Source organism: Streptomyces sp. LUP47B (genome assembly GCF_001746295.1).
Taxonomy (GTDB): Bacteria; Actinomycetota; Actinomycetes; order Streptomycetales; family Streptomycetaceae; genus Streptomyces.
This window is the reverse complement of record NZ_MJAH01000001.1, coordinates 936,546-956,188: the sequence shown is the minus strand read 5'-3', so window position 1 is coordinate 956,188 and position 19,643 is coordinate 936,546. Positions and strand designations below refer to the sequence as shown.

Genomic DNA, 19,643 nt, shown 5'->3' with positions numbered 1-19,643 from the left:
GTCACCTGCGATCGAAGTCGTACGTGCCCTCGTGCATGCCTTACTCGCTTTCGGGTCACCTGTCGATGCGCGGTGAAACAATCGGGTCCTGTGGGCTGTGCCGAATCACTGTTCCCGCATGCCCCACGGGGAGCCGTACGCGGTCAGCAGATCCAGGAACGGACGGGCCGGGAAGGCCTCCGGACCGAGGACGCCCGCGCCGGACCAGGCACCGGTGGCGAGGAGTTCGAGGGCGACGACCGGGTTCACGGCGGTCTGCCACACCACCGCCTGACAGCCGTACTCCGCCATGGACCACTGGTTGTCGACCACGTGGTAGAGGTACACCTCGCGCGGCGCCCCGTCCCTCACCCCCTTCACCCAGGTGCCCGCACAGGTCTTGCCGTGCATCCGCTCGCCCAGCGTCGCCGGATCGGGCAGACACGCGGCCACGACGTCGCGGGGCGAGACCGCGACCGGCCCCGCGGCGCTCGGCACGGTCACCGGCGCAGTGCGGTCGAGGCCGAGCAGGTGCAGCGTCTTCAGCGTCTCCACGAACTCGCGGCCCAGTCCGTACTTGAAGGTGACCCGGCGCGCACCGACCCAGCGGGGGACGAGCAGCACCTCCTCGTGCTCCACATTCACGCACTCGACCGGGCCGATGCCCTCGGGAAAGTCGAAGACCTCCGGCTCGCTGAAGGGTTCCGTCGTGAACCAGCCGCGGTCGGCCTCGTAGACCACGGGAGGGTTCAGGCACTCCTCGATGGTCGTCCAGATGCTGAAGGAAGGGGCGAAGTCGTAGCCGTCGACGGTGAGATCCGCGCCGTCGCGGACCCCGATCTCCTCGATCTCGTCGAAGAGCTCATCGGCGGCGTGCCGGGCGAAGACGTCCGAGAGACCCGGCTCCACACCCATGCCGACGAGCGCCAGAGCGCCCGCCTTCTCCCACTCCTCGGCCCGCGCGAACTGCTCGTCGCCCAGCTTGACCCCGCACTCCTCGTACGGCCGCTCGGCATGCGGACGCGACAGGGACATCGCCATGTCGACATAGGTCGCCCCGGCGGAGCGCGCCGCCCGGAACAGGGGCATCACGAACCGCGGGTCGGTGGCGTTGAGGAGGACGTCGCAGGCATGCCGCTCCAGCAGGGCGGTCACGGCCGACTCGTCGTTCGCGTCCACGCGCTCGGCGCGGAACCGGTCTGCCCTGTCGCCGAGCGCGGTCACCGCGGCCTCGGCGCGGGCCGGGTCGTAGTCGGCGACGACCATGACGTCGAAGAACGGCCGCCGGGCAGCGATCCGGGTGATGGCCGTGCCGACGCCCCCGGCGCCCACGAGCAGTACACGCATGACAAAAACTCCCTTACGGGTCAAAGGTCGCAGATGTGAGGGGCCCCTGGCGGAGATACAACGCCGTGCGCCCGTTTAAGGTCAATGGCGTTGGCATAAGGAGGCCGCCATGCCCAAGCCCGTGGTCCCCGAGGACAAGCGCCGTCGGCGCAGGCCCACCCGGAGCGGGACCGTGCTGTCCGAGGAACTGATCGTCGAGACGGCTCTGCGGATGCTCCGCGAACACGGCAGCACAGGCCTCACCGCCCGCTGCCTTGGCCTGGCACTGGACGCCGACCCGAGCACGCTCTACCGCTACTTCCGCGGCATGGACGACCTGACGCTGGCCATCGGCGACGCCCTGATCGGGCAGGCGCTGGCGGGCTGGACGCCGACGGGGCGGTGGCGGCACGATCTGCGCGAGGTGGGCCTGCGCATCCACGCCGCGTACGTCGCCCATCCCCAGGCCGCCGTGCTGACGACCAGCAGGGTCACCGGCCGGGCCAACGAACTGGCCGCGGACGAGGCGGTCCTGGACGTCCTGCGCAGGGCGGGCTTCCCCCTCCCGGACACGGTGCGGATCTACCACGCCTTCATCGACCAGACGCTGGCCTTCGCGGCCCTGGATGCGGCGTCGCTGGCCCTGCCGAGCGCGGCGCTGGACGCCGACGAGTCCATGTGGCGCTCGACGTACGCCCACTTGCCCGGCGACCGCTACCCCCGCATCGCGGAGGCGGCACCCCTACTGGCGACCCGCATGGTCACCAGCGCATACGAGACGGCCTTGGACATGCTCCTGGACAGTGCGGAGACACGGCTCCGAGTGGCGCCCTGAAGGCCAGCGGGGCTGTATCACCATGCGGCGTCGCCGCACGGGCGCGACCGGCCACGACGGACGAGGCCAGGCCATCGACGGCGGACCTCACCGCAGCGTTTCCGACGCGGCCACCATCACCGCCTCCGCCACCGCGGCCAGCGCGGGCGAGTCGAGTTTCCACTGCTGCCAGTGCAACGGGACATCCACCGGTTGATCCGGCACCAGCGAGACCAACCGCCCCTCGCGCAGCAACGGGCCCGCCTGAATCTCCGGCACCATCCCCCACCCCAGTCCCAGCGCGACCGCCTCCACGAACCCCTCCGACGCCGGCACCGCATGCCGCACCCGGCTCGCCCCACCACGGCCCAGCCGCCGCAGGAACCCGTCCTGGATGTCGTCGCTGCGGTCGAACGTCACCACCGGCGCCTCCCCGAGCCCCTCCCGCCCAGACCCCTCGAGATACCGCGACACGAACCCGGGACTCGCCGCGGCGAGATACCGCATCCGCCCCAGCGCCCGCACGGAACACCCCGCCACGGCCTCGGGCGAGGACGTCACCGCCGCCATCACCAGCCCCTCCCGCAGCAGCTCCGCCGTACGGGTCTCGTCCTCGCGCCGGAGCTCGAAACACAGCCGCTCCCGTTCGGGAACCCGTGTGAGTGCTCCCAGGAACCAGGTCGCCAGGGAGTCCGCGTTCACCGCGACCGAGATCCGGGTCACCTCGCCCTCGCCCGGCATGCCCAGCTCGGCGAGAGCGTCCCGCTCCAGCCGGGCCAGCTGCCGGGCGAACCGCACCACCACCTCCCCCGACTCGGTCGGCCGCACCGGCTTCGTGCGCACCAGCAGCACCCGACCCGTGCGCTGCTCCAGCGCCTTCACCCGCTGACTCACCGCCGACGGGGTCACGTGCAGAGCGGCGGCCGCGGCGTCGAAGGTGCCCTCGTCGACAACCGCGAGCAGCGTGCGCACCTGATCAAGGGGTAGCTCGGTCATCATCACGACAACTAATGATACTTAAGAATCTTTAGCTGTACGCGCGGTGATCGTCTCCGTACCGTCGAAGCCATGCCCGCCTCCCTGTCCGCCGCTGCCGCCGGTTTCGGCACCGGCCTCTCGCTCATCGTCGCCATCGGCGCCCAGAACGCCTTCGTCCTGCGTCAGGGGATCCGCCGCGACGCCGTCCTCGCCGTCGTCGGCATCTGCGCGCTGTCCGACGCCCTCCTCATCGCTCTCGGCGTCGGCGGTGTCGGCGCCGTGGTGGTCGCCTGGCCGGGCGCGCTGACCCTGGTCGGCTGGATCGGCGGCGGCTTCCTGCTCTGCTACGGCGTCCTCGCCGCCCGCCGGGTCCTCAGGCCGGGGGAGTCGGGCCTGCGGGCGGAGGGCGAGGCGACGGGCTCCCGGAAGCGCGCGGTGCTGACCTGTCTGGCGATGACCTGGCTCAACCCGCACGTCTACCTCGACACCGTGTTCCTCCTCGGATCCATCGCCGCCGACCGCGGTCCGCTGCGCTGGACCTTCGGACTCGGTGCCGTCCTCGCCAGTCTTTGCTGGTTCGCGGCGCTCGGCTTCGGGGCCCGGCTGCTCAGCCGCTTCCTCGCCAAGCCGACCGCCTGGCGCGTGCTCGACGGCCTGGTCGCCGCCACGATGGTCGCGCTCGGCGCCACCCTGGTGGCCGGCGCGTGAAGTCGTCAAGGGCCGGATCCACGAGCTGAGACACCGCGTCCCGGACTCCTGGACGGTGCTGCGATAGTGAACCCCGGATCCGTTAGATGTAACGAGCAACCAGGACACGTGTGGACACCGGCGAGAGCAGCACCGAATCCAGGACACCGGCCGCGGACGAGGCGCCGTCGACCCGGCGCGGCTGGCGTCGCTGGGCGATGGACACCCGCCCGCTGCGCATACCGGCCTACCGCCGACTGTGGAGCTCGACCATCGTCACGGCCGTCGGCAGCCAGCTCACCGCCGTCGCGGTGCCCAAGCAGATCTACGACATCACCGGCTCCTCGGCCTGGGTCGGCGCCGCGAGCATGGCCGGACTGCTGCCGCTGATCGTGTTCGCGCTGTGGGGCGGCGCGGTCGCCGACAGCATGGACCGCCGCAAGCTGCTGCTGATCACCAACACCGGCATCGCCGTCACATCGGTCCTGTTCTGGCTCCAGGCCCTCAGCGGGCTCGACTCGGTGGCGGCCCTGATGGTCCTGCTCGCGGTGCAGCAGGCGTTCTGGGGCCTCAATTCCCCTGCCCGCAACGCCTCCATCGCCCGGCTGGTGCCCGAGGACCAGCTCCCTGCCGCCAACGCCCTCGGCTCGACCGTCATGCAGACCGGCCAGGTGATGGGCCCGCTCCTCGCGGGCGTCCTGATCCCGGTGATCGGCCTGCCCGAGCTTTACCTCATCGACGCCCTGGCGCTGTGTGTGACGGTGTGGGCGGTGTACCAGCTGCCGTCCCTGCCGCCGCTCGCGGCCGCTGCGGCGCGTCGGGCCGGCGTCCGCGAGATCGCCGAGGGCTTCCGCTACATCTCCGCGCACAAGGTGCTGTTGCTGTCCTTCCTCGCCGACATCATCGCCATGGTCTTCGGCATGCCCCGGGCCCTGTTCCCGCAGCTCGCCTCCGAGACCTACGCCTCCTACGACGAGGGGCTCGCGCTGGGCCTGCTGTTCGCCGCGATCCCGATCGGCGCCGTGGTCGGCGGTCTGTTCTCCGGCGTCTTCTCGCGGGCCCGTCGGCACGGCTGGATGGTCATCGGCGCGGTCGTCGCCTGGGGCCTGGCCATCACCGGCTTCGGGCTCAGCAGCAGTCTGTGGCTCGCCGTGGTGTTCCTGGCCGCGGCCGGGGTCGCCGACATGGTCTCGATGGTCTTCCGCGGGGCGATCCTGCTCTCCGCCGCGACGGACGAGATGCGCGGCCGTATGCAGGGTGTCTTCACCGTCGTCGTCGCGGGCGGCCCCCGCCTCGCCGACGTCCTGCACGGCACCGCCGGCTCGGCCTTCGGGGCCCGGCCCGCGGTCGCAGGCGGCGGCATCCTGGTCGTCGCCCTCATGCTGATCCTGGCCTTGGCCGTGCCGGCGCTGCGCCGCTACCGCATCTGAGACCTGCGGAGCCCCCTGCCGCCAGGGGCCCAGTGCCTCGGCAGGCGGGGCTCGCCCCGCCGCGACGCCCGGCACGCCCTTTCGCCGCACCGGCCGAAGGCCCCGGTACATCCAGTACGAGCACTTCCGGCCGGCACGCCGCGAACAGGCATCGGACGCCGGCTCTCAACGGGCGGACGCAGCCTGCCGAGGCGCTAGAGAACACCGCGCCGACGCGTGCCGTACTGCTCCATCAGCTTGCCCCGGGTGGTCTCCAGCCGGTGGGCGAGGATCTCGGCGACGCTGCGGACCAGGATCATGCCGAGCTGCCGGTCCTCCTCGCACAGCCGGAGCACCGCCGCCGCGTCGAACTCGTAGGCCCGCACGGGGCTGAAGGCCTCCGCGCCGAAGTCCCACTGGTACGGCGGGAACAGCCAGGACCAGCCGAGCAGGTCGCCCGAGCCGAGTCCGGCGACCGTGACCCGGTGCTGGGGGGTCACCTGCTGGGTCAGCGAGACCGCTCCGGAGCGGATGACCCAGAAGCGGTCGGCCCTGCCGCCCGCCTCGAAGATGTGGAAGTCCTCGGGGAAGGAGACCTCCTTGCCGAGCGTCATCAGGCTCTGGCGCTGCGGCTGCGGCAGTGCGGTCAGCAGTTTTATCGCTTTGGTCATGAGGCGGGGCTCCTCGCCGGCGATGGATTCCGGTGTTGTGCCTACGCCCATTTCAGCGGCTGCCGTCGCCCGGGGCACCTCGGCGGATGTGAGGATCTGGCCAGGGCATGAAAAAGCCCTGGCTGGACGGGGGAGACCAGCCAGGGCAGACAGAGGTGGTGTCGGAGGACGGTATGTCGACCCCGTCACCACGTATGAGTGAACCGTAAACCATCCATGGCGATTTCGCGCAATGGAAACCGAGGTGCGTGACCGGTTTCACTCGGCGGGCGCGTTTGCCACCCTGATCGTCTTCAACTCCGCGTCGGCGGGATCGGGCAGGTTCATGCCCGCGGCCAACCCGGTCCGCAGGTACTCCAGTACAGGCTCGGTCAGCAGTTCACCGGGCAGCACGGCCGGGATTCCCGGCGGGTAGGGCGTGATCATCTCGGCAGCGATCCGCCCCGCGGCCTCGGCGACCGGCACCTTCTCGGCCGGACCGAAGAACGCGTCCCGGGGAAGCACGACCTGCTCCATCCGCAGTTCGGACGGCGGCGGTACCTCCACCCGCGGGGCCGGGCCCAACTCCGGCGCCACCCGGGCGAGATCCCTGAGCGCCGCGAGCAACTCGCCGGTCGTCTCCTCGTCGTCGCCGTGGGTGATCTGCATCCCGATACGCCGGTGGTCCGTGAGGTGGGCGTCGATGTGCCGGTGCTCGCGCAGCCAGTCCGCGGCCTGGAATCCGGTGATCCCGAGCCCGTCGAGGTCGATGACACCGGGCAGCGGATCGAAGTCGTCGGCCAGGCCGGGCCCGCAGAAGTCGTCGCGGTCGGCGACGTGCATCCCGTCGATCTCCTCGATCGCGGAACGGACCCGCGCCGCGAGATCCAGCGCCCCGCCCATCAACTCCTTGCCCCGCAGCGCCATCTGGCGGCGCCAGCCGTCCAGACCGGCGTAGAGCAGCACCGAGGGGCTGGTGGTGCCCAGCAGGTCCGCGCGCATCTTCAGCAGATCCGGCGGGACGAGGTCGCCTTGCAGGTGGAAGACCGATCCCTGTTCGAAGCCGCTGCCCATCTTGTGGATGCTGGTCACACAGATGTCGGCGCCCGCGTCCATGGCCCAGGACGGCAGATCGGGATGGAAGGGCAGGTGCGCGCCCCACGCCTCGTCCACGATCAGCGGGACCGAACGGCGGTGGCAGACCTCGGCGATGTCCCCGAGGGCCGCGCAACTGCCGTAGGGAGTCGGGCTGGTGACCAGGGCACCCTTCGCGTCGGGATGGGCTTCGAAGGCCCGCTCGTACTCCGCGGCGGACGGCGGGTGCGCCAGGTGGCGTTCGGCGTCCCACCGCGGCTCGATCCAGACCGGCTCGATCCCCGACAGGATCAGCCCGGACACCACCGACTTGTGGGCGTCCCGTCCGATCAGCAGCTTCTCGTGCGGACCCGCGACGGCCAGCATCGCCGCCTTCACCGAGAGGGAACTCCCGCACGTGGTGAAGAACGTGTGCTCGGCGTGCACGGCGTCGGCCATCAGCTCCTCGGCCCGCTCCAGCACCCGCCCCCGGGTCAGCCGGTCGTCCAGACCGCCCGACGCCAGCACGTCCCCGAGGAAGACCGCGTCGCCCAGCGTCTCCCGGACCGCCGGGTCGGCCCCACGGGCCTGTTTGTGTCCCGGCGGCGTGAAGGACAACTGTCCCCGGCGGTGGTAGTCGGCCAGAGCTTCCAGAACGGGTGCTTGGGTGTGGTCGACAGTCATGGGGCTCGGGTGCCCGGCCCGGCCCACCGTCAATCAGCGCGCACCGGACGCCCGGGCCATGCTGCCCGCGACGGCGGCGGTATCGATCCTGGTCAGCCGCCCGATGGGCGCGCACTGCGTGATCGGCGCGATGGTCCGCACGGCCGGGATGCCGGCCCCCGTCCGGATCCGCCGCTACGACCGCGCCGCCACGAATGCGGGCGGTCAGCGACTGCCCGGCCTGAGCACCTCGTCCAGCACCCTGATCACGGCCTCGTAGGCCAGGGTGCGTACGGCGGCGTCCCCGGCGGCCTCCGGATCGGAGGGCCGCAACTCGTCGCTCCGCGCCCGCCAGGACCGTTCTTCCTCCACCGCGCAGGCTCGGGCCCGCTGGATCCGGCGCAGCAGTTCGTCTGAGTCCACGACATCCGTCATACCGCCCGCGTACCCCGGGATCGCGATCGAATGACCCGGCGTCCCGCCCGAAACGGGGAGGTTTGACCGGACGAGGAGAGGTCAGCCGATTACTGGAGGCCCACGGAGAAAGCACCGTCCAGCGCGGTCAGCGGGCCGTGGGCAGGGCCGGGCTTCCGCTCCACCGACGCAAGAGCCAGCCGATCCACGATCAGGAGCCACTTCATGTGCGAGGAGCACAGGGCCGAATCCGCACCCGAACTCGCCGTCGCGCACCCGCACGCACGGTCACGGCCGTGCAGGCCGGACGAGGCGCGCCGGGCGGTCGAGTGGGCCGTGTCCGAGCGCTGCCGCACCACGCACGTCTCGTGCGACGCGCAGGCCCTCTCGGACGCGCTCCTCGTCGCCTCCGAACTCACCACCAACGCGATCCTGCACGGCGGCGGCATCACCGACTTCCACGTCGACGTCGGGGGCCGGGGCGTATGCCTCTCGGTCAGCGACCGCAGCGCCGAACTGCCGGTCGCCAAGGAGCCCGTCGACCCGCAGGGCAGGTGGCGCCCGGGCGGTCACGGCTGGCCGATCGTCTGCCGACTGGCCCGCGACGTCCGCGTGACCGACCTGCCCTCGGGCGGTAAGTGCATCACCGCCGTGGTGCCTCTGAACTGAGCCGGCACCTCCGCGGAAGCCGCCAGAAAACGGAGTTTCAAAAGCCGAGTTTGAGCCCCATACAGCAGGGCAGACGCAGTTTCGTGCTTCGGACCGGAGGCGCGCCAGCGGGAGCTGTATGGCTGCTGCGGGCCCCTCTTCGGCGGTCCCGGCGGCGTCCCTCCCGCGGTCAGTCCCTGAACCCGTTCTTCAGGAGCGAATCCGCATGCTCACCGACACGTCGACCAGCCGTACCACCACCCAGACCCGCCCCACCGCCGGCAGGCGGCGGCACGACGACGCCCCCGACACCATGGCCCTCTTCGCCCGGCTGGCCGGGCTGGAGGAAGGCCCCGAGCGCGACGCCCTGCGCGACGAACTCGTGACCGCCTGGCTGCCCATGGCCCACCGCATCGCCGGCCGGTTCCGCGACCGCGGCGAGTCGCTGGAGGACCTGCGCCAGGTCGCGGCACTCGGGCTCGTGAAGGCCATCGACCGGTTCGAACCGGAACGCGGAGCCTTCGAGAGCTACGCCGTGCCCACCATCACGGGCGAGGTCAAGCGCCACTTCCGGGACCGCATGTGGGCCCTCAGGGTGCCCCGCCGCGTACAGGAACTGCGCAACAAGGTGCGGGTGGCCCGGCGCGAACTCACCCAGAACCCCGGTTCCCCCGAACCGACGCCCGCCGACCTCGCCGCCCACACCGGCCTGACCGAGGACGAGGTCACCACCGGTCTGGAGGCCCTCGAAAGCTTCAGCACGCTGTCCCTGGACGCCGAGCTCTCGGCCGGCGACGACGGCTACAGCCTCGCCGACACCCTCGGTGCCCCCGACTCGTCGTACGACGTCGTGGTCGACCGCGAATCCGCCAAGGAGGGCCTGCGTCGGCTGCCCGAGCGCGAGCGCGCCATCCTCTACATGCGCTTCTTCGAGGACATGACACAGAGCCGCATCGCCGACCAGCTCGGCATCTCGCAGATGCACGTCTCGCGGCTCATCAGCCGCAGCTGCGCGCGTGTGCGCGACGAGGCGCTGGCGGACCGGGCGCGGCGGCAGGCCGCCGACGGGTCGGGAGAAGCGTGAGCTTACGAGGAGCGAGCCCGAGACTGATACCCGATCCCGCGTACCTGCGCCAGTCTCGTCGACGCGTACGAGGCACTGCGGGCCGAGGAGGCCGCGATGGCGGCCGAGCCGAGCCCGCAGGCCCGGGATCTCGCCTACACGCTCTGTGTTTCCACCGGCACCCGGGATGTGCGGCCGGCCCTGGAGACGGCTCACCGCCTGCTCGCGGCCATGCCTGAACACGCGCGACTGACCGATTGACCACACTCCGTGTGACCGCCCGCCAGGACGGCATCCGGACTTCAAGGGGGGGTCTACATGACCACGAGCTCCACGGCACAGGCCGGCCGGATCCAGGCCAGGCGCGCGGCACGCGGCTCCGCCATGGAGTATGCCGCCCGCGCGGGGTTCACCGCCCGCGGAGTGATCTATCTGCTGGTCGGTGTACTGGCCCTGCAGATCGCCTTCGGCGACGGCGGGCGTCAGGCCGACCGCGGCGGTGCCCTCGCCGCACTTGCCGACAAACCGTTCGGTTCCGTCGTCCTGTGGGCGCTGGGCATCGGGCTCGTCGGCATGGCCCTGTGGCGGCTGTCCGAGGTGGTGTTCGGCGCGGTCGGTCCTGACGGCCGTAAAGCCACGAAACGGCTGCTGTCGGCGGCCCGCTGCGTCTTCTACGCGTTCGTCGCCTACTCCGTGCTGTCCTTCGCCGCCGGCTCCGGCAGCGGAGGATCGAGCGACAAACAGTCCAGGGACATCACCGCCCGGGCCCTGGAGTGGCCCGCGGGGCAGTGGCTCGTGGGCGTCGCGGGCGTCGGTGTCTCGGTGGCCGGTGTGTGGATCGCCGTACAGGCGCTGCGCAGGTCCTTCCACGACAAGCTCAAGCTCGCCCAGATGGGCCCGCGGGTCCGGAAGCTGGTCGATGTGACCGGTGTCGGCGGCGGAACGGCGCGTGGAGTGGTGTTCATCGCGGCGGGCGCGTTCGCCGTCCGCGCCGCGGTCGACTACGAGCCCAAGAAGGCCAAGGGCCTCGACGACACGCTCCGCTCGTTCGCCGAGACACCCCTTGGACCGTGGCTGCTCGTCCTGGTCGCGGCAGGGCTGGTGCTGTTCGGTGTCTTCTCGTTCGCGATGGCCCGGTGGCGACGTGTCTGAGCGGCGGAACACGGGGAACCCGAGGGGCATGAACGAACCCGAGCTTCCGCCCGACGGTAGGCCCGTGGACGTCTACCTGAATCTGTTGCGCATCCGCATGGCCTCGGAGGACTACGAGACGCTGCTCGACGTGGTCAGCCCGGTCCTGCGGGCGATCGAGGAGCAACAGCTGCCCGCGTTGGACTTCGCGCTGGAGGACAGCCGGCAGGACGGGCTGCCCCAGGTGGTCCGCGACGAGGCCGCCCTGGTCATCGCCACCGCCGTGACCGGCCGACTGGACAACAAGGTGATCGAACTCCATGTCGACGAGGGCACCAGTCCGATCCGGGTGGTCACCGACGCGGACACCGCCGAGGACCCGGTCCGCCTCGGGGAGATCGCCGACTACATCCGCGAACGCCGTCGGCTCGACGACGAGCTGCGCGGCATCGCCGAGGTGAGCGGTCTGCCCACGGACCTGTGAGCACCGGGCCCTAGCGTTTCGGCGCCGCGACCGGCACGTGCAGCGGCCGGGCCAGACCCATCACGGTCTCGTCCAGGCGCTGCACATGCCGCAGCACGCGGTCGGTGACACGGCCGAAGCGCGGGGTGCCGGGGACTTCGGTGTCCAGCAGGGACGCGATGCTCGGCCCGGTCTCGACCCGGTCGGTGGAGCGCTCGTCGGCGACATGTGCGGCGATCGCCGCGATGTTGTCCTCGATCCGCCGGCCGGCCCGGCGCAGCCGGGGATCCGCCGCGATCGAGGGGTGCGTGGACAGCAGTTCGGCCGTCGCCGCCAGCGAGCGCGCGTGGTACGCGCACGTCTCCAGGAGCGCCACGACATAGCGGGCCGTGTCGCGCCGGGCCCGCAGCGGTGTGATCGGATGCGTGAGCGGCTTGGTCGCCGCCCGCAGATCGGCCAGCGCCTGGTCCAGGCCGCGCGCCTGGTCGAGCAGTTCGGCGGGCGTGCCGCCGCTGAGCTGGTCCACGGCGGCCTCGGTGACCTCGCCGAGCCGCTCCAGGACGGTGACGAGCAGGTCGTTCGTACGGCGGTCCGTGCGCACCGGCAGGACGAACGCCGCCGCTATCACTCCGCAGGCCGCGCCGAGCGCGGTCTCCTCCACCCGCAGCACCAGCACCGAGAGGCTGTAGGTGTGCAGCAGGGTGTAGAGGAGCCCGAGGGCCGCGGTGACGAAGAAGGACATCAGCGTGTAGGAGAGCGGCGCGGTGTAGAACATCGCGAACACCAGCACCAGTACCAGGACGAACGCCGTCCAGGTGTGCTGCCCGACCGCCCCGGCCAGCACGATCCCGGCCAGCACGCCGAGGACGGTCCCCACCAGCCGACGGTAGCCCTTGACCAGGATCTCGCCCGTGGACGCGGTGTTGATGAAGACGATCCAGCAGGTCAGCACCGCCCAGTACCAGCGCTGGCTGGAGAGGAACTCGCCCCCGACGATGGCGAGCGAGGACCCCACGGCGACCTGAACCGCGGCCCGCGTCGTGGGCCGCCTGAGCCCCGTGAGCTCCTCCTGTGTCCCGGTGTCCTCGTCACCGGCGTCGATGACCGCGTCCTCGGCGTCCAGCTCCTCGCGCGACCGGGCCGTCGCGGGGGAGTCGTCCGACTCGTCCTGCGGACCGTCCAGGGCGATCCTGAGCCCCAGCACCGCGCGGGCGGCCTCACCGATGCCTCGGAAGACGTCCTGGACGGAGGGCGGCGCGGGCGGCAGGTTCTCCTCCTCGCGGTAGCCGAGGAGCCGGTTGCGGACCTGGGACAGCGCCGTGCCCGACCTGGCGGCGACGGGACGCAGCACCAGCAGCCGCAGCGCCTCCAGATCGTGGCGCACCCGGGCCATCGCCTCGTCCCGGCCGGCCATCCGGCCCGCTCGCGGGGCCGGCGCGCCCGGCAGATGCAGGGTCAGGGTGTCCGCCCGCTCGGCGCTGCGGGCGCTCAGCAGCAGCAGTCCGAGCCGCTCGGCGGCGATCTCTGCGTCCGCGATACGCCGCTGCACGAGCCGCGCCGCGGCCGCGTCGGACGTGCCCTCCTCCAGCCGCCCCTGGATCATCAGCGCGGTCTCGTGCAGCCGCGCGGTCCCCTCGCGTACGTCCTTCAGCGCCTCGTCGATCTCCTCGGGCCCGGCGTCCAGCAACTCCAGCTGCGCGGAGACCAGCTGGGCCAGCCGGGCCCGGAAAGCCTCCCGCAGGCGTTCGAGAAGGCCCGCGGGAGTCTCCGGCACCAGCAGGAAGCGTGCCGCCGCGCTGCACAGGAAGGCGACGCCGAGGACGCCGTACAGCTCGGGCAGACCGGAGACCTTCGCCCCGACGAACAGGGACACGAAGTAGATCTGGAAGCCGATCAGTCCGAGCGCGGTGCCCCGGTCGCCGAAGCGGCGGCTGTAGACCGCGCAGAAGATCAGCGCGACGAAGAAGAGGTCACCGGACACCACACGGGAACTGAGGAGGGCGCCCAGGGACAGCGAGGCCAGTGCCACCGGGAGGCCCAGGGCGAGCGTCACGGCCTGCGCGGCGCGCTGCTTCTCCCGGATGGCGAACGTCGCGACCATCGCCGCGATGGCGCCCGCCACCAGATGCGGGACGTCGGCCCGCAGCAGGCCGAGTACGGCCAGCGTGAGCGCGATCGCCCCCACCGTGCGCAGCCCGGCGGCCAGCCGGAGCAGCCCCGGGTCCGACGCGGCGAGCCGATCGCGCAGCCTCGCTGTGTTCACTCCGCCGTACTCACTCCCGTGTCACGTCATGATCCGTTCCAGCATGGCACGGCGGGGTGGCTGCGGTGATGTGCGCCCCCCTACAGGCCCGGTCCCCGCGCTCCCTCGACCTGCTCCCGGACCTGTTCCGGCGTCAGATACGCGTCGGTGTACTCGAAGTCCTTCAGCTTGGCGGGCTTGCGTGCCTGGAAGCCGGTGCGGACGAAATCGTCTCCCGCGATGGCGTTGAGCGTCCAGTTGGTCGCCACCCGGACCTTGGCGACGTTGGTGCGCAGCGCGGCCCAGTGGTAGCCGCGGGCCGCGAACTGGGCGGGCAGGCCGCGCAGTTCGATGCCGAGCGGCTTGGACACGGCATCCGTGCCGCCGAGGTCCACGACGAGGCCGAGATCCTTGTGGACGTACGGCTTCAGCGCCTGGCCCCGGAGCGTCGCGATGACGTTGTCGGCGACCACCTTGCCCTGGCGCATGGCGTGCTGCGCCGTGGGCGGGCAGATCGCGCTGTCGTCGTCCTTGGCCTTGTCGGGCACGGCGGCGGAGTCGCCGAGCGCGAAGACGCCGTCCTGGCCGGGCAAGGTCATCTCGGTGGTGACCGCGAGCCGCCCGCGAATCGTCTCGGCGCCGAGCGTGGCGATCAGCGGGCTCGCGACGACCCCGGCCGTCCAGATCAGGGTCCGGGTCGGGATCACCCGGCCGTCGGTGAAGGTGACCTCCTCGGGGCCCGCCTTCTCGATGGAGACACCCAGCGACACGTCGATACCGCGCCGGCGCAGGATCTCCTGTGCGCTGCGTCCCAGCTTGTCGCCCAGCTCCGGCATCAGCTTCGGGGCGATGTCGATCAGATGCCACTTGATCAGCGACGGGTCGATGCGCGGGTAGCGCTTGACCGCCGCGTGGGTGAGCTTCTGCAGACAGGCGGCGGTCTCGGTGCCGGCGTATCCGCCGCCGACGACCACGAACTGCAGCCGGGCCGCGCGCTCGGCCGGGTCGTGGCTGGCGTCCGCGAGATCGAGCTGGGAGATGACGTGGTCGCGGATGTAGGCGGCCTCGGCGAGGGTCTTCATCCCGAAGGCGTGCTCGGTGAGCCCGGGGATGTCGAAGGTGCGGGTGATGCTGCCGGGAGCCAACACGATGTAGTCGTACGGCTCGTTGACGATCTCGTCCGTGATGGTGCGGATCACGCAGACCTTGGACTTGAGATCCACGCCGATCGCGCCGCCCGGGATGATCCGGGTGCGGTACTTCTTGCTGCGGCGCAGCGAGACGGCGATCGACTGGGGCGTCAGCACGCCGGAGGCGACCTGGGGCAGCAGCGGGAGATAGAGCTGGTAGGCGAACGGCGTCACCAAGGTGACGTCGGCTTCGTCCGGGGAGAGTTTCCGCTCCAGCCGGCGAACGCATTCGACACCGGCGAAGCCGGCGCCAACCACCAGGATCCTGGGTCGTGTCACGGTGTTCATCCCTTTCTGCGGCTCCAGGCGGTTTGCCTCGAACGCCCTTCGTGTGCCCGTGCGGGCGCGACGAATGCGTCGAGGACCACCATGCCCGTCCTGGCCTGAAAGTGCACCGGGAGAAAAGTGAAGGAGGTGCGCGGACCGGACGCGGGGAAACCGCTTGTGACGGTGCCGGTCGCCGAATGTGTGTGCGGCAGAGGGGTATGGGGTGCTGTGGGCCCGCTCGCAGCGGAGAGCCGGGCCGTGCAGGACCACGGAGGGGAGGAGCAACGTGACCACCGACAGAATCTGGTCGTACGCGCCGGACAGCGGGTACGACGAGGGACAGGACCTGACGGGCTTCACCGTCGTCGCGAGCGACGGCACGATCGGACACGTGGACCGGCAGGCCGCCCCCCACGGCATGGCACACCTCGTCGTCGACACCGGCGTCTGGGTCTTCGGCAGGAGCGTCCTGGTACCGGTGGGCGTCGTCACCGCCGTCGACACCCGGGACCGCCGCATCACGCTGGCCTGCACCGGGTCGGAGGTGAAGGCGGCCCCGCGGTTCGGGACGGACAGCGAGACCAGGGACCGCGAATACCTTGCGGCGGTCGGCACTTACTACCTTCGGCTCGCGGCCACGGCCTGACCGCGGCCCGGGGAGGTCACCACGGCAGAAAGGCGTGCACATCCTTGCCGCGGTCGTCCGTGACCACGCTGACCTGGTCGCACAGCGCGTGCACGAGGTGCCAGCCGACGCCCCCGCCGCCGCTGCGCGGATCGAAAGCGCGCGGCGCGGGCGGTGTGGGATTGGTGTCGCGCAGGGTCACGTGCACGCCGTCGAAGGTGCGGCGCAGACGGAGGGCGAAGGGGCCGGGAGCGTACTGGACCGCGTTGGCGGCCAGTTCGGTGACGATCAACAGGATGTCGTCCCAGTGCTCGGCGCTCGCGGGCGGCACCCTCTCGGCCAGGTCGCCGAGGAATTCCTCAGCGGCAAGCCGCGCGCCCGTCACGCACTGCGGTTCTCCCGCGAAACGGGTGGTACGGCTCGGAATCGCCTCGGAAGTCAGTGTCTCGTCCCAACGCGGCTCGGTTGCCATGCCGGAGTTCACCCCCGTGGAGTCGGCAAGGCTTTGTCCTTTCACTGGCATCGCCATTGTGCTGTGTTCCCGAGGGGACGCGCCCCAATCGTCCTCGAGCATGTCGGCTCAGGCGCATCACCGGAACACGTCGTCCGAGTCGTCCCAGCTCAGCAACTCCTCGGCCGGTGTGCGCCGGGCGCCCGGCGAGCGGGCCTGGTACATCGCGTCGATCTCCAGCGCGTACCGGCGCACGATCTCGTCCCGGCGCAGCTTCATCGACGGCGTCAGCAGGCCGTTGGCCAGATCGAACGGCTCCGACAGCACCCGGAACACCCGGATCGACTCCGCCCGCGAGACCGTGCTGTTGGCGGCGGCCACGGCCCGTGCGATCTCCTCCCGCAGCGCGTTCTCCTCCCGTGCCGAGGGGTCCTGCTGGGCCACCAGCACCCCTCGCCAGTGGGCCAGGAACACCGGGTCCAGGGTGAGCAGGGCGCCGACGCAGGGCCGGTTGTCACCCACCACCACGGCCTGGTGGATGAGCGGGTGCATCCTCAGCCGGTGCTCCAGGGCGGCCGGGGCCACGCTCTTGCCGCTGGTGGTGACGATGATGTCCTTCTTGCGGCCGGTGATCGTCAGATAGCCGTCGGCGTCCAGCCGTCCGAGGTCCCCGGTGGCCAGCCAGCCGCCGTACAGCGCGGCCCGGGTCGCGGACTCGTCGTTGACGTACCCCTGGAAGACCGACGGCCCGCGCACCAGGATCTCCCCGTCGTCCGCCACCCGCAGGTCCACGCCCGGCAGCGGCCGGCCCACGGTCCCGGACTTCTCCCGGCCCAGCGGCTGCATGGTGATTCCGCCGCAGGTCTCCGTGAGCCCGTATCCGTCGTGGACGTAGACACCGATGCCTTCGTAGAACAGGGAGAGCTCACGGTTGAGGGTGGAACCGCCCGAGGTGGCACGCCGGGCCCGGCCGCCCAGCGCCGCCCGCAGTCTTCGGTACACCGTCCGCTCGTACAGGGCGTGCTGGAGCCGCAGGTCGAATCCGGGACCGGGGCCCTCGCCCAGCCGCTGCCGCTCGCAGGCCAGGGCGAAGTCCCGCGCGGTGTCGGCGGCCCGCTCGAACAGGGCGCCGCGGCCCGCCTGCTGGGCGACGCGCAGGAAGTTCTTGTAGATCTTCTCGAAGACCGAGGGGACGGCGTAGAAGTAGGTGGGGCGGAAGGAGTTCAGGGAGGCCGCCAGCGCCTCCTCGCTCAGGTCGGGCTCGTGGGCCATGAGCAGACCGCCGCGGATGCACACGCCCTGGATCATGAGGCCGTACACATGGGAGAAGGGCAGGAAGGCGAGGACGGACGGCTGCTGTCCCGCCGGTGCCGTGATCTGGCGCCAGCCTTCGAGCAGCGTGTCGACGGGGCTCGCGAGGCCGCGGTGGCTGAGTGCGCAGCCCAGTGGACGGCCCGCGGTGCCGGAGGTGTAGGTGATGACCGCCGTGGAGTCCGGCAGCACGATGCGGCGCAGCGACTCGACCGTGGCGAGCGGGATCATCCTGCCCCGTTCCGTCAGCTCCTCCAGCGCGGCCGCGTCCAGCTGCCAGACATGGCGCAGCCGGGGCAGCGAGGCGCACACCGAGCCGACCGTCATCACCGCCTGCTCGTCCTCCACCATCACGGCCACACAGCCGGTGTCCCGCAGGATCCACTCGACCTGTTCGCGCGACGACGTCGGATAGATCGGTACGACCTCGGCGCCGACCGTCCACAGCGCGTAGCTGAGAACCGTCCACTCGTAGCGGGTGCGTGCCATGATCGCCACCCGGTGACCGGGTGAGATCCCGGACGCGATCAGCCCCTTCGCGAGGTCCACGACCTCGTCCCGCAGCTCCACGGCCGTGACCTCCTGCCAGTTTCCCGGGGAACCCTCGGGACGGCGGGCGAGCACCGGCAGGGTGGGGTCGAGTTCCGCCCTCTCGAAAACGCTGTCGGCCAGACCACCGCTGGAGCGCGAGATGGTCCGGGGAGCGAGGGCGAAGTCACGCATGCGCTGGCTCCTGACGTGTACGGGCTGTGACTGAGCCGACGAGCTCGGTCATCGGCGGTGCTCGAATCTAGCCCAGGTGTGAGCGGGCGGTACCTGGAATACGGAAGTAAGCGGTCACCCGTGATCTGGTCGAGATCGGGGCACTCGGACCGCATGAGTTACACGAACCCTGATCCCGAACCCGAACGCACCACCGGACTGGAACCGGGCGGCGGCGTACCCCCGGGCGAGACGCCGCCCGCCGAGAGCAGCCTGCCCGAGGCAGGCCCCCGGGAGACGCACAACCCGACCAGGGGCTGGGCCAAGGGACCGATGGCCCTGATCCTGCTCCTGGTCGTGCTCGTCGCCGCCTTCTTCCTGGTGTACGCGATCGTCCTGGCCCTGTGACGGCTACGACTGGGTCAGCCGCACGCACTCGGTGACCACGTCCCGCAGGCTCCCGGTGCGCTCCAGCAGCTCACGCTGCACCCGGGCACCGTTGCCGCGCCGCAGCAGTTCGGCACAGGCCTCGCGGGCCCGGTCCAGGTCGCCGCTGTCGGCGAGCGCGTCCTCGACGTGCTCCAGCAGGGCCCGCAGCACCGTTTCCGCGGGCATCCGGTGCATGGTCGCCGGGTGCAGCAGCTCCTCGGACAGCCCGGAACGCGCGGCCCGCCAGGCGGCCAGCCGCAGCAGGCTCACGCTGTGCGTCACCGGTTCCCGGCCCGCCCGCCACTCGCGCGCGGCCGTCTCCACCAGCCCACGGGCGAGGGTCGCCACGAGGACGGCCGTGTCCGCGTGCAGACAGACGTCCGAGACCCGGATCTCCACCGTCGGGTAGTTCCGGGACAGCCGGGCGTCGAAGTAGATCATTCCCTCGTCCAGGATGACGCCGGTCGCCACCATGTCCGCGACCCGCCGGTGATAGCGCTCCGCCGAGCGGAAGGGCTCCGTCGGACCGGCCGAGGGCCAGCGCTGCCACACCCGGCTGCGGTAACTGCTGTAGCCGGTGTCCTTGCCCTGCCAGAAAGGCGAGTTGGCGCTTATCGCGGCCAGCACGGTCAGCCAGGGCTGCATCCGGTCGACGACGGCGACGGCCTCCTCGTCGGACTCCACCGACACATGGACGTGACAGCCCATGACGAGCTGCTCGCGGGTGGCGATGCCGTACTGATCCGCCATCCACTGGTAGCGGCGGCCGATGCCGACCGACGGGCTGACGGGCAGCGGCGAGGTGGCCAGGGAGGCCACGGCACACCCGCTGTCGCCGGCGAGTCGGGCGGCCTCCTTGCGGCAGCGCACGATCTCGGTGCGGAGCTCATCCATCCCCGACTGCGGGTGCGTGGCGAACTCCAGCATCTGGTTGTGCAGTTCCTTCTCGAAGACGTCCTGGTCCGGCCCGTCCTTCGCGGCCCGCGCGAGTACGGCCGCGGACAGCGCCTGCGGCTCGCCGGTCTCGGGGTCGACGAGGAGGAGTTCTTCCTCCACTCCGACGGTGCGCACGTGATGAAGCCCCTTCTGTGGCCCTCGGCGACGACGAGGATGCTCGTTCTCGTACG

At 71.1% G+C, this 19,643-nt stretch carries 20 protein-coding genes; 10 read left to right on the top strand and 10 right to left on the bottom strand.

What is annotated here, in order from left to right; translation table 11 throughout:
• Positions 1 to 105: 105 nt before the first annotated feature.
• The gene (locus tag BFN33_RS04255; protein ID WP_069758451.1) at positions 106 to 1,326 is read right to left on the bottom strand and encodes a saccharopine dehydrogenase family protein; all 1,221 of its coding nucleotides are present in this window, start codon (positions 1,324 to 1,326) and stop codon (positions 106 to 108) included.
• A gap of 109 nt (positions 1,327 to 1,435) precedes the next feature.
• On the opposite strand from BFN33_RS04255, the gene BFN33_RS04250 reads away from it, so the two are divergent.
• Positions 1,436 to 2,140: a TetR/AcrR family transcriptional regulator gene (locus BFN33_RS04250; protein WP_069758450.1), complete on the top strand. Its 705-nt coding sequence runs from the start codon at positions 1,436 to 1,438 to the stop codon at positions 2,138 to 2,140.
• An 87-nt stretch (positions 2,141 to 2,227) separates the two neighbouring features.
• On the opposite strand, the gene BFN33_RS04245 is transcribed toward BFN33_RS04250, so the two are convergent.
• Positions 2,228 to 3,118 (bottom strand): LysR family transcriptional regulator ArgP, encoded by an 891-nt coding sequence (locus tag BFN33_RS04245; RefSeq protein WP_069758449.1) that lies wholly within the window; start codon positions 3,116 to 3,118, stop codon positions 2,228 to 2,230.
• A gap of 69 nt (positions 3,119 to 3,187) precedes the next feature.
• Here BFN33_RS04245 and BFN33_RS04240 point away from each other — a divergent pair, with 69 nt between their 5' ends.
• Together BFN33_RS04240 and BFN33_RS04235 are read left to right on the top strand one after the other, a co-directional pair.
• Positions 3,188 to 3,805 (top strand): LysE/ArgO family amino acid transporter, encoded by a 618-nt coding sequence (locus BFN33_RS04240; protein WP_069758448.1) that lies wholly within the window; start codon positions 3,188 to 3,190, stop codon positions 3,803 to 3,805.
• 110 nt (positions 3,806 to 3,915) lie between these two features.
• Entirely contained in the window at positions 3,916 to 5,214 is a 1,299-nt protein-coding gene (locus tag BFN33_RS04235; protein WP_069758447.1) for an MFS transporter, read from the top strand.
• 194 nt (positions 5,215 to 5,408) lie between these two features.
• Here the strand turns inward: BFN33_RS04235 and BFN33_RS04230 are convergent, their stop codons facing one another.
• The 3 genes from BFN33_RS04230 to BFN33_RS49395 all read right to left on the bottom strand — a co-directional run bounded on the left by BFN33_RS04230 (position 5,409) and on the right by BFN33_RS49395 (position 8,015).
• Positions 5,409 to 5,864, bottom strand: a complete 456-nt coding sequence (locus tag BFN33_RS04230) for a cyclic nucleotide-binding domain-containing protein (protein ID WP_069758446.1) — start codon at positions 5,862 to 5,864, stop codon at positions 5,409 to 5,411.
• A gap of 258 nt (positions 5,865 to 6,122) precedes the next feature.
• Positions 6,123 to 7,601, bottom strand: a complete 1,479-nt coding sequence (locus BFN33_RS04225; protein ID WP_069758445.1) for an aminotransferase class I/II-fold pyridoxal phosphate-dependent enzyme — start codon at positions 7,599 to 7,601, stop codon at positions 6,123 to 6,125.
• Positions 7,602 to 7,805: 204 nt separating this feature from the next.
• Positions 7,806 to 8,015: a hypothetical protein gene (locus tag BFN33_RS49395; RefSeq protein WP_079140589.1), complete on the bottom strand. Its 210-nt coding sequence runs from the start codon at positions 8,013 to 8,015 to the stop codon at positions 7,806 to 7,808.
• Positions 8,016 to 8,219: 204 nt separating this feature from the next.
• Here BFN33_RS49395 and BFN33_RS04215 point away from each other — a divergent pair, with 204 nt between their 5' ends.
• From BFN33_RS04215 to BFN33_RS04195, 5 genes are all read left to right on the top strand, one after another.
• Positions 8,220 to 8,663, top strand: coding sequence for an ATP-binding protein (locus BFN33_RS04215; protein WP_069758443.1), 444 nt, complete (start codon positions 8,220 to 8,222; stop codon positions 8,661 to 8,663).
• Between the two features lie 205 nt (positions 8,664 to 8,868).
• Positions 8,869 to 9,726, top strand: a complete 858-nt coding sequence (locus tag BFN33_RS04210; protein ID WP_069758442.1) for a SigB/SigF/SigG family RNA polymerase sigma factor — start codon at positions 8,869 to 8,871, stop codon at positions 9,724 to 9,726.
• Between the two features lie 33 nt (positions 9,727 to 9,759).
• Complete coding sequence (locus tag BFN33_RS04205) at positions 9,760 to 9,966, top strand: DUF5133 domain-containing protein (protein ID WP_107487970.1); 207 nt, start codon at positions 9,760 to 9,762, stop codon at positions 9,964 to 9,966.
• Positions 9,967 to 10,023: 57 nt separating this feature from the next.
• The gene (locus BFN33_RS04200) at positions 10,024 to 10,857 is read left to right on the top strand and encodes a DUF1206 domain-containing protein (protein ID WP_069758440.1); all 834 of its coding nucleotides are present in this window, start codon (positions 10,024 to 10,026) and stop codon (positions 10,855 to 10,857) included.
• Positions 10,858 to 10,885: 28 nt separating this feature from the next.
• A complete protein-coding gene (locus tag BFN33_RS04195; RefSeq protein ID WP_069758439.1) occupies positions 10,886 to 11,320 on the top strand; it encodes a hypothetical protein in 435 nt (144 codons plus the stop codon).
• Between the two features lie 10 nt (positions 11,321 to 11,330).
• Here the strand turns inward: BFN33_RS04195 and BFN33_RS04190 are convergent, their stop codons facing one another.
• Both BFN33_RS04190 and BFN33_RS04185 read right to left on the bottom strand, forming a co-directional pair.
• The gene (locus BFN33_RS04190) at positions 11,331 to 13,562 is read right to left on the bottom strand and encodes an FUSC family protein (protein ID WP_069758438.1); all 2,232 of its coding nucleotides are present in this window, start codon (positions 13,560 to 13,562) and stop codon (positions 11,331 to 11,333) included.
• Between the two features lie 80 nt (positions 13,563 to 13,642).
• A complete protein-coding gene (locus BFN33_RS04185; RefSeq protein ID WP_069758437.1) occupies positions 13,643 to 15,019 on the bottom strand; it encodes an NAD(P)/FAD-dependent oxidoreductase in 1,377 nt (458 codons plus the stop codon).
• Between the two features lie 265 nt (positions 15,020 to 15,284).
• Between BFN33_RS04185 and BFN33_RS04180 the strand changes: the two genes are divergently transcribed.
• Entirely contained in the window at positions 15,285 to 15,644 is a 360-nt protein-coding gene (locus BFN33_RS04180) for a hypothetical protein (RefSeq protein WP_069758436.1), read from the top strand.
• Positions 15,645 to 15,660: 16 nt separating this feature from the next.
• Here BFN33_RS04180 and BFN33_RS04175 read toward each other — a convergent pair whose 3' ends face one another.
• Positions 15,661 to 16,095, bottom strand: coding sequence for an ATP-binding protein (locus tag BFN33_RS04175; protein WP_069758949.1), 435 nt, complete (start codon positions 16,093 to 16,095; stop codon positions 15,661 to 15,663).
• Between the two features lie 117 nt (positions 16,096 to 16,212).
• Positions 16,213 to 18,108, bottom strand: coding sequence for a long-chain fatty acid--CoA ligase (locus BFN33_RS04170; protein WP_069758435.1), 1,896 nt, complete (start codon positions 18,106 to 18,108; stop codon positions 16,213 to 16,215).
• A gap of 153 nt (positions 18,109 to 18,261) precedes the next feature.
• Between BFN33_RS04170 and BFN33_RS04165 the strand changes: the two genes are divergently transcribed.
• Entirely contained in the window at positions 18,262 to 18,495 is a 234-nt protein-coding gene (locus tag BFN33_RS04165; protein ID WP_069758434.1) for a DUF6480 family protein, read from the top strand.
• Between the two features lie 3 nt (positions 18,496 to 18,498).
• Here BFN33_RS04165 and BFN33_RS04160 read toward each other — a convergent pair whose 3' ends face one another.
• Positions 18,499 to 19,587 carry a glutamate--cysteine ligase gene (locus BFN33_RS04160; protein WP_069758433.1) on the bottom strand — a complete coding sequence of 363 codons (1,089 nt, stop codon included), beginning with the start codon at positions 19,585 to 19,587 and terminating at the stop codon, positions 18,499 to 18,501.
• Positions 19,588 to 19,643 lie beyond the last annotated feature (56 nt).